Origin of the sequence: Flavobacterium urumqiense (genome assembly GCF_900108015.1) — a bacterium.
Lineage (GTDB): Bacteria > Bacteroidota > Bacteroidia > Flavobacteriales > Flavobacteriaceae > Flavobacterium > Flavobacterium urumqiense.
In genome coordinates, this window is record NZ_FNVP01000005.1 from 1 (window position 1) to 13,142 (window position 13,142).

Genomic DNA, 13,142 nt, shown 5'->3' on the forward strand with positions numbered 1-13,142 from the left:
GTAATTTCAATAAAATTCTTAGTAGCGGGAACAGGACTCGAACCTGTGACCTTCGGGTTATGAGCCCGACGAGCTGCCTACTGCTCTATCCCGCGTTGTTTCGGGTGCAAATGTACAACGAATTTCCGTATTTCCAATAAAATTTTTAAAAAATGTTTTATTTTATCTATTGACTTGATATAACTACCTTTGCAAAATAAATTATAATAGAAATGTCACATAAAGCAGGTTTTGTAAATATCATAGGAAATCCAAACGTTGGGAAATCAACATTAATGAATGCCTTTGTTGGAGAACGATTGTCAATTATTACATCTAAAGCACAAACAACTCGTCATAGAATTCTTGGAATTGTAAATGGGGAAGATTTTCAGATGATTTTATCCGATACGCCAGGAATCATTAAGCCAGCATACGAAATGCAGGAATCGATGATGAATTTTGTTAAGTCGGCTTTTGAAGATGCTGATGTTTTGATCTATATGGTAGAAATAGGAGAGCAAGATTTGAAAGATGAAGCTTTTTTTAATAAAATTATTCACGCTACAATCCCAGTATTGCTTTTACTGAACAAAATTGACACTTCAAACCAAGTGCAGTTAGAAGAGCAAGTTGCTTTCTGGGCTGCGAAAGTGCCTAATGCTGAAATTTTTCCAATATCAGCATTGCAGAATTTTAATGTGCCAGAAGTTTTTGGAAGAATAATAGAATTGTTACCTGTATCACCGGCTTATTATCCAAAAGACCAATTGACAGATAAGCCGGAACGTTTTTTTGTAAACGAAACAATCCGTGAGAAAATCTTATTGAATTACAGCAAAGAAATTCCATACGCAGTAGAAATTGTTACAGAAGAGTTTTTTGAAGATGAAAATATCATTAGAATTCGTTCTCTGATTATGGTGGAACGTGAAACTCAAAAAGGAATCATTATAGGTCACAAAGGTGCTGCTTTGAAGAAAGTAGGAATGGAAGCGCGTGTGGATTTAGAAAAATTCTTTGGAAAACAAATTCATATTGAGTTAGTGGTGAAAGTGAATAAAAACTGGAGAAGCAACGCTAATATGTTGAAACGTTTTGGTTACAATCAGTAAATCCTAAATAACTTAAAATTTTTAAAATCAATATTGGAATTCAATTTCTGATATTGATTTTTTTTTAGCCCAGATCGAAATGAAAACCCCGCAGTGAGAATGCAATTTTTTCTTGTGTTTTCAGAGCGACCAAAGGAAGCTGCTGAAAACGCATTAGAAAAAAAGCATTTCGAACGAGGAGTTGTAATGAAGTGCTGGAATTGCTCCTAATAAAACTAAGATTTTATAATTTTTAAGAATAACGTTTCTAATTCATTCATTTGATTATTTCCGTTTTGCCTGATTTGTTTTGCAATGAGGTACATTAAAAACCATGAGAAAACCATAAGTGCCATGACTGTCAAATCGAATGTTACGGAGTTTTTTAAAATATAATCAGAATAGGCTATGCCTGCAAAAATTATAAATACACCGGCAATTATAAAATGGAGAAACATGAAAAAGGTCCATAATGTGGGATCGGGACCAAACAAACCTCTTATGTGCGTTTCGGTGTCGCTTTTAGGTTCTAATTGTAAGTGTAAGTGAGGGGAATAGTACACTTTTTTCGGACCTTTTATATCCAGCCAAATATGTGATCTTTCGATTTTTATCGAATAATCCTCGGAGATTTTTTGTGTGTGATTCTTGAATTTAAGGCACAAATTATCAACGTTTTCTGGAACATCTTTGTAAAATCGTAAACGAAGTCTTAGTTCATTATTGCTATCCATAATAATAATATTGTAAGAATTAAATGATAAGGTAATGCTAATATACCAAAAAAATTGATAATCATGGTATTAAACACTACCTTTGCAAAATATTTGAATTTAGCATTATGAATAACATTGTTGCCATTGTAGGTAGACCAAACGTAGGGAAATCGACACTTTTTAATCGATTGATACAAAGAAGAGAAGCGATTGTAGATTCGGTTTCGGGTGTGACCCGTGATAGAAATTACGGAAAAAGCGAATGGAACGGAAAAGAATTTTCTGTGATTGATACGGGAGGATATGTTCGTGGATCGGATGACGTTTTTGAAGCAGAAATCCGTAAACAAGTTGAACTTGCTATCGATGAAGCCGATGTAATCATTTTTGTGGTTGATGTAGAGGAAGGTATTACTCCTATGGATGACGCGGTTGCGAGATTGTTGCGTAAAGTAACGAAACCGGTTTTACTTGCAGTAAATAAGGTGGATAATGCGATGCGTGAGAAAGATGCGATTGAGTTTTACAATCTTGGCTTGGGCGAATATTATACATTTGCCAGTATTTCAGGAAGTGGAACAGGAGATTTATTGGATGCATTGATTGATGCCTTTCCTGTAAAACCAGAACCAACTCAGGAAGAAGTTGTATTGCCTCGTTTTGCAGTTGTAGGTCGTCCCAATGCTGGAAAATCGAGCTTTATCAACGCTTTAATTGGTAAAGAACGTTATATTGTTACTGATATTGCGGGAACTACTCGTGATTCTATTGATACAAAATTTGACCGTTTTGGCTTCGAATTTAACTTAGTCGATACGGCAGGAATTCGTCGTAAAGCGAAAGTAAAGGAAGATTTAGAGTTTTACTCGGTAATGCGTTCGGTTCGTGCAATTGAACATGCAGATATATGTATTTTGATTATTGATGCCACTCGTGGATTTGAAGGTCAGGATCAAAGTATTTTTTGGTTGGCTGAGAAAAACAGAAAAGGTGTTGTAATCTTAGTGAACAAATGGGATTTAGTTGAAAAAGAAACGATGTCAACTCGTGATTATGAAGCTAAAATTAGAGAAGAATTAATGCCATTTACGGATGTGCCTATTCTTTTTGTTTCTGCTTTAACGAAACAACGTTTATTAAAAGCATTAGAAGCAACCGTAAAAGTTTTTGAAAACAGACAACAACGTATCGCTACGTCAAAATTCAACGAATTTATGTTGAAAGTTATTGAAGCATATCCGCCACCAGCAACAAAAGGGAAATATGTAAAAATTAAATATTGCATGCAATTGCCAACGCCAACACCGCAATTTGTGTTTTTTGCTAATATGCCACAATATGTAAAAGAACCATACAAACGTTATCTGGAAAATAAAATTAGAGAAAATTGGGACTTTTCAGGAGTACCAATCGATATTTACATTAGAGAGAAATAAAAGAAAATCCCGAGAAATCGGGATTTTTTTTTAACTTAAATTAATTGATCAGAAATGGAATAATTCTAATTCTCTTCTTCTTCTTCTTCTTCTTCTTCTAAAGTTTTCACTGGATGGTCACCGTACCAATCTTTAAAAGTTCTAACCGTTTCGTAATCATCATGTAGAACTGTATATACCATAAATAAGATTAATGGTATACCAATGCAATATAGGGTCATTAATACCGGCAAAGTAACGTCAGTTTGACATAAAGCGGCAAATACAAAAACATAAATGGTGGTAAACCACACAAGTTTGATTGCAAAATTTTTCATGGCTATATCTTTTATTAAATTTACGCCAGAAATGTTAAAAATTTAGTTAATATACTATTAATCAATACTTAAAATTGAAGTGAAAGCAGTATTTTTTTAAAAGGAATTTTCTTTTATGATTTCTACAAAAATACTATGATTTAGATGTGAATATATTTTAAATAGAAAAAGTCCTGATTTCTCCTACCTTTTGTGTCAATTGTATTTTATAAATGTATTTCTTTCTAACTCAAGAAACCTTTTACATAATCTCTTGTTAGTTTTTCTTTTGGGTTTAATAATATTTCTTCCGTTGGACCAAATTCTATTATTTCTCCCATGTACACAAATCCAATATAATCCGAAACCCTGCGCGCTTGACGAAGTATGTGTGTTACCAATACAATGGTGTATTTTTCTTTAAGTTGCAAAAATAATTCTTCGATGTGCTGCGTAGAAATTGGATCTAACGCTGATGTTGGTTCGTCACCCAAAATAATTTCGGGTTCGATAGCAAGTCCTCTTGCCAAACACAATCGTTGTTGTTGCCCGATGGATAATCGAGTGGCGGGAGATTTTAAGCGGTCTTTTACTTCGTCCCAAAGATTGACACCTCTCAGATGTTTTTCGACGATTTCGTCCAGGTCTTTTTTGTTGTTATTTCCATGAATTCGTTGTCCGTAAGCAATGTTGTCATAAATGTTCATGGGTAATGGAAATGGTCTTTGAGAGAGCAATCCCATTTTTTTACGAATGTGAGTTACTTCCACTTTTGGATCATAAATGTTTTCGCCGTCTACTAAAACTTTTCCTTCCACACGCACATCGGTTTGACGGTCGAGTAGCCGGTTCATCGTTTTAAGAAGGGTTGTCTTTCCACAACCGGAAGGACCTATTAATGAAGTAACTTTTTTATCCGGAATGTCCAAATTGATATTTTTTAGGATGTGGTTTTCTCCAATGTGTACGTTTAAATTTTGGATACTTATGTGAGGTTGAATGATCATATTATATTTTTTGAAAGGTTTTTGCTCGCAATTTTTGCGGCTATACTAATGATTAAAACAATTATGGTAAGAATAGTTGCTGCAGCATACGCTCGGTTTTGAACTTCTTGAATCGGACTACTCAATTGGAAAAATATTGACAGAGGCAAGGTAGCTGCTGGTTGGTCAAGTGATGTTGGAATGCTATCTGTGAAACCAGCAGTAAAAAGCACACAGGCAGCGTCACCAATTGCTCTGCCAAATGATAATAATATCGCAGTAATAATTCCAGGGATTGATTGTCGTAATAAGATTTTTGCGGTTTCATAACGCGTGCCACCAAGAGAATATACGGAGTTGCTCATATCTTCAGGAACGACTCTTACCACTTCGTCTATGGCTCGAACCAATATGGGAATAATCATCAGCGTTACAGTTATTATTCCTGCTAAAAGGGAAGTTTTTAATCCCATATAAACCATTATGGCGAAACCAAAAGCCCCATAAACAATTGAGGGAATCCCGAACAAAATGTCATAACTCAATCGGGTGATATTCGCTAATAATGAATTTTTTTTTGCATATACGTTGATGTAAATGACAATTGGAATACTCACTAAAAGCCCCAATAAGGTGGAACCGAAAGTAATATAGACAGATCCAATTATGGCATTCAGAATTCCACCGCCTTTGCCAATATAAAAGCCTCCCTCCGGTATTTTTGAAATCATATTCCAACTCAACGATCCGACACCTCTTGAAAAAATGGTGTACAGTATCAGGAATAAGGTGCTACTAATGATGATTGTACTGAGTATCATCAAAAATTTAAATATATTTTCTTCTGTTTTTCTCATTTTTGATGGGTTTTAGTTGGTTCTTTTTTCAATTCTAAATAAAATAATTCTAGAAATCGCATTAAATAAAAAGATAATGACAAATAGGAGTAAAGCGGCAAACATCAGCGCCGAGTCATACATGGGAATAGACATCATTTCTCCGTAATTGTTAGCTATAAGAGCAGGTAAAGGATAGCCTGAATCGAATACGCTTTTAGGAACTTGTGCCAAATTTCCGCAAACCATCAAAACGGCTATAGTTTCACCAAAAGCTCTCGAAATTGCGAGCACTACTGAAGCTATAATTCCATCGACTGATTTTCTAAGAAGTACTTTTTTAGTAGTTTGCCATTGCGTTGCTCCTAGTGCAGAAGACGCATCTCTTAATTCCTGTGGAACGTTGTCAAACACCTCTATCAGAATACTTATAATCAACGGAAAAATCATAATCGCTAATACAATTCCTCCTGCCAAAACGGAATATCCAGTTGTAAATTCAATAAAATAAGGTGCAATTCTATCTTGGATTAAAGGAACGATTACTAATACACCCCAAACTCCAAAAAGAACCGGTGGAATTCCTGATAGTAATTCGATTAATGGTAAAACCAATTTCCGAACCCGAATGTTTGCATATTCCGAAAGATAGATTGCAGTAAGCATGGATAACGGTAGGGCTATAATTATGGCAATTCCTGTTACCCAAAATGTACCCACTATAAAAGGATAAAACCCAAAAGTTTCCTTAAACGGTTTCCATTCGGATGACGATAATAGATTCCACAATGAGGTGCTATGCAAAAGTGGTAATGATTTGTAAAACAAACCAAGACCTATTAAAACTACTGTAAATATGGATAGTATGGTGAGTGTTAAAAATGCTTTACTGAGGAAACGATCTTTTAGTAATCTTATATTTTTCATTTTCATTTTAGTAAAACCACCCTAATAAACTGCGTTTTAAGCCGCTAATGGTTAAAAGGAGTTGCATTAGGGTGGATATTGGGGATTTAAAAGAATATTATTTTACCTTTTCTAACTCTTTTGCAATTTTCTCTTTGGAAAACTTGATATAGCCTGCTTCCTGAACAAATTTCTGTCCATCAGTAAGAATGTATTTTATAAATTCTTTTACGATTGGATTTTTTGGTTTTCCTACAGTTACAAAATACAAATCTCTTGCAGGAGGAGAAGGATATTTTCCGGCAACAATAGCAGCAATCAACTGATCGACATCATCATAAAAATTTTCATCTGGATCTAATTTTCCATTGTTGTTTAAATCAATTGGAACAGGAACTACTCCGTTCGTTGGTTTATTTGTTTTGGCATCATAGATATATACAATATTATTAAAACCTAATCCTGACGGGTCTCTTTTTACAGCTTGCGCCAATCCTGGATCACCAAACACAGCTACTCCTTGTAAATCTTCTTGCTTTTTATTGAAATATTTTGCCCAAGTTTCTGCTGCGCCCGATGCATCCGAACGTGTATATACATGTATTGGAGCTTCACTTTTGAATCCTAAAGTATTCCAAGTCTTGTATTTGCCAGTAATAAAAATATGATTGAAAGCATCCTTTTTCACTCCTTTTTCATATAACACTTTTCTGTATGGACTTGAAGCACTTATAGTCGGGATTACAGCATCTTTAGTTACTGCCACGGCAAAAGCTCCTTTTTTATACTCTGCTGCATTTAGGTCTCGAGAAACCAATCCTATGTCGGTTACTTTAGATAATACATCGGTTATTCCTTTTCCTGCTCCTCCGGCTTGAATATCAATTTTGACATTTGGGTTGATTTTCTTGAATTCTTCTGCCCATTTTACAGTAATTGGATACAAGGCAAAAGCCCCAGATATGCTTATATTTCCTTTTAAATCTTGTGCACCTACTTTTGTAGTAGTTGCATTTACCAATAATAAAATTAGTACGGCTACGAATGATATTTTAGATATTTTCATTTTATTTTTTTTAAAATTTTAATTGCAATTGTGCTATAATTTCATCTTTATTGATTGAAAACCCTTGTTCGCTTTTGTGCTTGTAGTTGACTTGAAATTTTACAAAACTGTTTGGATATAAATTAGCACCAAGGGTGTAGAATGAAGTAATGTCATTCTTGGGATTGTTTTTTGTTGGGTCGTATGTATCGTATTTCGCTACAAATTGAAGTTTTTTTGGTAGAAAAAAATAACCCACTTGTGCATACCAACCGTCCTTAAGAAGATCTCTGTTTACCCCGTTTACAATATAAGTACCTTGTTGTGCTTGTAAATATTCAGCTCTTATGGATAAGTCGTTATAGTTTACCGCTACATCTGCGCCAATGCGAATTTGATCTTGGTTTATAGCCGGTGTTGTCCAGCAGTCGTACCCGTTAGAATAGGAGACACCAAAATCTAAAAATTGATAAGGATGTGCTACAACTCTAACAGCAATATCTTTAGATTCGTTTTTATCTCCGGCAATGTTAATTCCTTGTCCATCGAAATAAGCCAAATAATAATCTAAAAGAAAACGGTTTTCGGTTGTTTTGAATAAGCTACCACTAGCTTGAAGTCCTATGTCACGACCATTTTGATCTCCTAATGCATCTTTATTTCTTCCTGTTAAACCACTTATTTGTGCACGATCTATTGTTTCAAGTGAACTATCTGAAGTAGTGCTTTCTAATGAATTTGGAATTAGAAATTGTCCACCGGTTATTTTTAAGTAATCAAAAGGTTTGTAAACAAAATAGGCATCTATTATTTTTGTATTGATAGCGAAATCTGTTTGTAATCGGTATTCCCATTCCGCAGAAAAATTACCTTTTATGTCTAACCTGGCTCTTCTTATATCAAATCCGTCAGCTTTTCCTGGTTCTTGCAAGGATTGATAGCGCACTTGTGTGTAGCCACCAATATTTATATTTCGACTGGAAAGGACATTAAATAATTTTTGTTTTTCTTTTACTTCTTGTTGTTTGAAAGCGTAATCCGCACGAATCGAGTCTGCATCATTTTGTTTCACTAGCCCTTTTTGGATTAATAAATTAAGCACATCATCAGATGATTGTGCTGTCGCTGTTCCAATAGTAAAAAAGACGATTACAAGGAACAGTATTTTTTTAGCTTTCATTTTATATTTTTTTTTTAATTTTTTTCTTTGTGTTTAACTATCTATTTTTTTGATGGAACTATGTTTTTCAACTAAAATTCCCCTAAAGTGTTCTTATGCCCGAGGGCACATATAATAGAAAATGCACACATTTTTGAAATTAAAAAGAAGGGTTGTATTTAAATCTAGGTTTAGCAAACCTTTTTTAAGAAAATTAATTTTCATGAATAATATATTATATAAATTATATGTAATAAGTAGAGTTTAAATTAAATTTTTTTACTGGCACATACACATCATTTCATTACGCTCTTTATTAGTTGCAATTAGTTGCTTGTTTCCTTTTTGTTCATTTAAAATAACGAACGTGTTGACATACGTTTTCATATGTTTAAATTTGGATTGTTAATTAATTATTAAATTCGAGGCAAATATATTACTAATTCTATAAAATTAGTAGAGTTTAAGATATATTTTTTTATTTTTTTACTAATGACGCTATAGTAATGCCCTGCATAGCTTTCAAAGTCTCGTCTCTTATAGTCATCAATCCGTGTCGTAACAGGCATTCAGACTCACTTGTGCAATCGGAACAGGGTTCATAAAAATTTAATGATGCACATGGAAGTAGTGCAATTGCACCATCAAATAATCGGTGAATATCAGCCAAAGTAATCTCGTTTTTGGATTTTAAAAGATAATAACCGCCAAATTTACCTTGTTTGCTTCCTACGAAATATCCCCGCTTTAAGTCCAATAATATCTGCTCCAAAAACTTTTTTGGAATAGAAGCTGCTTCAGCAATTTCAATAGTTCTGGAAATGTGATTTTCGTCTTGTTGCGCTAAAAACAGTAATGCTTTGAGCGCGTATTTGGCTTTATGTGAAAGCATTTAATGTAATTGATTTATGTTTTTTGATTGGTTAGACTCTGCAAATATTTAAAAATAAAAAATAGAAACTATTTATAATTTAAAGTAACCCTTGTTTTTTACTTAGTAATTTCAATCATCAATGTGTTTATTTCACACATAGAACGGGATAGTGATAGTGAGGCTAAATATTGCCACTTACCAACCTCCGCCAGATCCACCGCCGGAGAAACCTCCGCCGCCAAATCCTCCGCCGAAGCCGCCACCGCCACCTCCAAAACCACCACCGGAAGAACCTCCAAAGCCACCACCACTGCTTCTGCCTAGACTACTAAGAATGAGAACATCTAGCAAACTAGGTCCGCCACCTCTGTTACCGGAATTTCCACCTCCACCTTTATTTCTTGAAATTAGTACAAGAATAATGATGACAATAACTATAATTGGCATAATTGGAAAACCTTTTTCTTTTCCTTTAATTTGTTTTCGTTCCCCTTTATATTTCCCTTTAAAAACATCAATTATAGCATCGGTACCTTTATCAAGACCTCTGAAATAACTTCCGGCTTTAAATTCTGGAATAATAATATTTCGGGTAATTTCGCCGCCTATTCCAGCAGATAAACGATCTTCAAGTCCATAACCAGCAGAAATCCAAATTTTTCTTTCGGCTTTAGCTAATAAAATAAGGACACCATTATCGTCCTTTGCAGTTCCTCCAATTCCCCATTGTTGTCCCCATTTTGGCGTAAGAATACCTATGTCTTCGCCTTTAAGGCTTTCAATGGTAATAATGACAATTTGGGTTGTAGTTGAATCAGAATATTTAATAAGTTTTTCTTCTAATTGTGCTTTTTCGGTTGCGCTTAAAACAGTAGCATAATCATAAACAGAAGTCTGAAAACTTGGTTTATCAGGAATGGTAAATTGAGCAAAACTAATTTGTGTAAATAAAAAACAAACTATTAGCGTTAGGAAAATTTTGGTATTCTTTTTAAGTAAAATCATTATCCTTTAGATATTTCGTTTGATAATTCATTAGTATCGCCATCCTGCCAAGGAAAATATTTTTTCAATTGTTCACCAGCAATTAAAATTCCATCAATAAGTCCTTGTTTGAAATTTCCGTTTTTAAAATGGTTTTTCATAATTTCTTTTGTAGTATCCCAAAAATCATCAGCGACAAGGTCATTAATTCCTTTGTCTCCGCAAATCACAAATTTTTTATCAGCGACAGCCAAATAAATTAAAACGCCATTTTGAAGTTGGGTTTCGTCCATTCTCAATTCATGAAAAACTTCCAAAGCCCTGTCAAAAGGAACTTTGGAAGTTGTTTTTTCTATATGCACTCTAATCTCGCCAGAAGTATTTTTTTCAGCCATGCGAATGGCTTCAACAATGGCGAGTTCTTCTTCTTGCGTTAAAAAATTTTCTACTTTTGACATTGTTTTGGATTAGAATTTTACTTCAACAGGTTTTTCGGCACCTACAGCAGCTTCAAAATATGGTTTTTCTTTAAATCCAAACATGCCTGCAAATAAAGAATTAGGGAATGTTTTGACATGTGTGTTGTAAGGTTTAACTGCCTCGTTAAAACGAGTTCTGGCCGTTAAGATTTGATTTTCAGTACTTGCCAATTCGTCCTGTAATTTCAGGAAATTTTGATTGGCTTTCAATTCAGGATATCTCTCCACTGATACCAATAAGCGAGACAATGAACTACTCACGCCACTTTGAGCCTGATTAAATTGTGTTAATTGTTCCGGAGTAATGTTTTTTGGATCAATTGTTATCGCTGTAGCTTTGGCACGTGCTTCAATCACGGCAGTCAAAGTTGATTTTTCAAAATCAGCCGCTCCTTTTACAGTGTTTACTAAATTTCCAATAAGGTCATTTCTTCTTTGGTAAGAAGTTTGAACATTACCCCAAGATTCGTTGATGTTTTGTTCATAAGTTACTGCGGTATTGTTTATCCCTTTAACCCAGCTATAAATTCCAATAATTACAACTATTGCAATAATCCACGGTAAAAATTTTTTAAAATCCATTTTTGTTTAATTTAAAGTTTAGTGTTTAATTTTATAAAATCTGCAATCAACAATCTACAGTTGATTTTTAATGTTTGATAATTGTGTTCGTATGGTTTCCAGTTTTCGAATAATTTCAAATTTATCCAAGGTTTTCTTCTGGCCTTCTTTCAAATGTGTTTTGGCACCTTCCAGTGTAAAACCTCTTTCTTTTACCAAGTGAAAGATCAGTTGTAAATTAGTCACATCTTCAGGAGTAAACATGCGATTTCCTTTGGCATTTTTTTTCGGCTTAAGGATATCAAATTCATTATCCCAAAAACGAATCAGTGAGGCATTCACATCAAATGCTTTGGCCACTTCACCAATGCCGTAATACCTTTTATCTTTAGAAAGTTCAATATGCATATTGTTTTTATTTTTTTTGTCCAGTTGAATTAGCCACTGAATACTATTTTTTATCTTCTTACTGAACACTGCCAACCGAACACTGAACACTATTTTTGTGTTAGTCTAATGACTGATTTTCTTGGTTAGCCAACTTTGAAATGGCAACATACTCAATTGCTGAAATATTTCCGTAATAAAAATTTAATGGATTTACAACATTCCCATCTTTGTGTACTTCATAATGTAAGTGCGGTCCTTCGGATCTCCCAGTGCTGCCCACATATCCTATAATATCGCCGCGTTTTACATGTTGTCCAGCCCGAACTTTATATTTACTTAAGTGCCCATATAAGGTTTCATAACCATAACCGTGTTTAATTACAATATGATTTCCATAGCCTGACGCCGTATTATCAGCCTTCTCTATTACGCCATCTCCCGTAGCATAAATGGGAGTTCCTGTATTTGCACTAAAATCCATGCCTTTATGCATTTTTCTCGCTTTAGTAAAAGGATCCGTTCGATATCCAAAACCAGACGCCAATTGTTTTAAATTCTCATTCCTTACGGGCTGAATAGCTGGAATAGCTGCCAATAATTTATTTTTTGCTTTTGCTAAGTCTAAAATAATATCCAGAGATTTCGACTGAATTGCCAATTCTTTGCTAAGCACATCAACTCTTTTTGTCGTATTGATTACCAGCTGAGAATTGTCATAACCTTCTAATGCTTTATAGCGATTGATATTACCAAAACCTGATTTTCGCACGGAGTCAGGAATCGCAGAAGTATTAAAATAGATCCTGTATAAATTATTATCCCTATCTTCAACGTCTTCAACAACACCATCAACCTGATCCATTTTTTTATTTAAAATAGAAAAATTCAACTTCAAATTGTCAATTTCACGCGCTTGCAAACGATCTTTTGGCGTTTCAAAATACGGAGTGTTCAATAAAACTATAAAACATAAAAATCCGAACAATGCCGATGCGATTAAAAATAAGGCTACAACGCCAAATTTCTTTCTTTTTCTTACTTTTATTTTTCGGTATGCTAGATTTTCGGAATCGTAATAATATTTTACTTTCGCCATATTTTAAAATACCCTATTTTTGCACCTTCTTAAAAGGTTAGTCGAACAAATTTAATAAATGTTTCATTTGTTCAACCCTTTTTTCAGGAATAAATATAATAATGTGCCTATTCCAGCTATTCGTTGCAAGTTCTCGTCTTGAAATATTTTTTTCTAATGAGCCAGCAGGAGCTTCCTCCGGTCGCTCTGCTATCTCAAGAAAAAATAAATTTCAAAACCGCGAAGCTTTTCACTGCTATCTGGGGCAAAATGTTAATTCGTTGATTTGATTATTCGTTTTTGCGATACAATCGATTATATAAATT

At 34.2% G+C, this 13,142-nt stretch carries 15 protein-coding genes and 1 tRNA gene; 2 read left to right on the plus strand and 14 right to left on the minus strand.

Going from position 1 to position 13,142, the window contains the following annotated elements; genetic code table 11:
• Positions 1-22 precede the first annotated feature (22 nt).
• Positions 23-95: transfer RNA gene (locus C4S35_RS07425), tRNA-Met, on the minus strand.
• Between the two features lie 117 nt (positions 96-212).
• Here C4S35_RS07425 and era point away from each other — a divergent pair.
• Positions 213-1,094 carry a GTPase Era gene (era, locus tag C4S35_RS07430; protein ID WP_103999582.1) on the plus strand — a complete coding sequence of 294 codons (882 nt, stop codon included), beginning with the start codon at positions 213-215 and terminating at the stop codon, positions 1,092-1,094.
• A gap of 215 nt (positions 1,095-1,309) precedes the next feature.
• Here the strand turns inward: era and C4S35_RS07435 are convergent, their stop codons facing one another.
• A complete protein-coding gene (locus C4S35_RS07435; protein WP_103999583.1) occupies positions 1,310-1,807 on the minus strand; it encodes a hypothetical protein in 498 nt (165 codons plus the stop codon).
• A 107-nt stretch (positions 1,808-1,914) separates the two neighbouring features.
• Between C4S35_RS07435 and der the strand changes: the two genes are divergently transcribed.
• Positions 1,915-3,225 carry a ribosome biogenesis GTPase Der gene (der, locus tag C4S35_RS07440; RefSeq protein ID WP_103999584.1) on the plus strand — a complete coding sequence of 437 codons (1,311 nt, stop codon included), beginning with the start codon at positions 1,915-1,917 and terminating at the stop codon, positions 3,223-3,225.
• 65 nt (positions 3,226-3,290) lie between these two features.
• Here der and C4S35_RS07445 read toward each other — a convergent pair whose 3' ends face one another.
• From C4S35_RS07445 to C4S35_RS07500, 12 genes are all read right to left on the minus strand, one after another.
• On the minus strand, positions 3,291-3,542 hold the full coding sequence (locus C4S35_RS07445; RefSeq protein WP_103999585.1) for a hypothetical protein: 252 nt from the start codon (positions 3,540-3,542) through the stop codon (positions 3,291-3,293).
• 224 nt (positions 3,543-3,766) lie between these two features.
• On the minus strand, positions 3,767-4,528 hold the full coding sequence (gene pstB / locus C4S35_RS07450) for a phosphate ABC transporter ATP-binding protein PstB (RefSeq protein WP_103999586.1): 762 nt from the start codon (positions 4,526-4,528) through the stop codon (positions 3,767-3,769).
• Positions 4,525-5,364: a phosphate ABC transporter permease PstA gene (gene pstA / locus C4S35_RS07455; protein WP_103999587.1), complete on the minus strand. Its 840-nt coding sequence runs from the start codon at positions 5,362-5,364 to the stop codon at positions 4,525-4,527. The genes pstB and pstA overlap by 4 nt, the downstream gene beginning before the upstream one ends.
• A 12-nt stretch (positions 5,365-5,376) precedes the next feature.
• Positions 5,377-6,270: a phosphate ABC transporter permease subunit PstC gene (pstC, locus tag C4S35_RS07460; RefSeq protein WP_103999755.1), complete on the minus strand. Its 894-nt coding sequence runs from the start codon at positions 6,268-6,270 to the stop codon at positions 5,377-5,379.
• Positions 6,271-6,367: 97 nt separating this feature from the next.
• Entirely contained in the window at positions 6,368-7,315 is a 948-nt protein-coding gene (locus C4S35_RS07465; RefSeq protein WP_103999588.1) for a PstS family phosphate ABC transporter substrate-binding protein, read from the minus strand.
• Between the two features lie 10 nt (positions 7,316-7,325).
• Positions 7,326-8,474 (minus strand): porin, encoded by a 1,149-nt coding sequence (locus tag C4S35_RS07470; protein WP_103999589.1) that lies wholly within the window; start codon positions 8,472-8,474, stop codon positions 7,326-7,328.
• A gap of 457 nt (positions 8,475-8,931) precedes the next feature.
• Complete coding sequence (locus C4S35_RS07475) at positions 8,932-9,345, minus strand: RrF2 family transcriptional regulator (protein WP_103999590.1); 414 nt, start codon at positions 9,343-9,345, stop codon at positions 8,932-8,934.
• 177 nt (positions 9,346-9,522) lie between these two features.
• Positions 9,523-10,332, minus strand: coding sequence for a TPM domain-containing protein (locus C4S35_RS07480; protein WP_103999591.1), 810 nt, complete (start codon positions 10,330-10,332; stop codon positions 9,523-9,525).
• Positions 10,332-10,769, minus strand: a complete 438-nt coding sequence (locus tag C4S35_RS07485) for a TPM domain-containing protein (RefSeq protein ID WP_103999592.1) — start codon at positions 10,767-10,769, stop codon at positions 10,332-10,334. Before C4S35_RS07485 ends, C4S35_RS07480 begins: the two co-directional genes overlap by 1 nt.
• A 9-nt stretch (positions 10,770-10,778) precedes the next feature.
• Positions 10,779-11,372, minus strand: coding sequence for a LemA family protein (locus C4S35_RS07490; RefSeq protein ID WP_103999593.1), 594 nt, complete (start codon positions 11,370-11,372; stop codon positions 10,779-10,781).
• Positions 11,373-11,426: 54 nt separating this feature from the next.
• On the minus strand, positions 11,427-11,759 hold the full coding sequence (locus tag C4S35_RS07495; RefSeq protein WP_103999756.1) for a MerR family transcriptional regulator: 333 nt from the start codon (positions 11,757-11,759) through the stop codon (positions 11,427-11,429).
• Positions 11,760-11,859: 100 nt separating this feature from the next.
• On the minus strand, positions 11,860-12,837 hold the full coding sequence (locus C4S35_RS07500; protein ID WP_103999594.1) for a M23 family metallopeptidase: 978 nt from the start codon (positions 12,835-12,837) through the stop codon (positions 11,860-11,862).
• Positions 12,838-13,142: the final 305 nt, after the last annotated feature.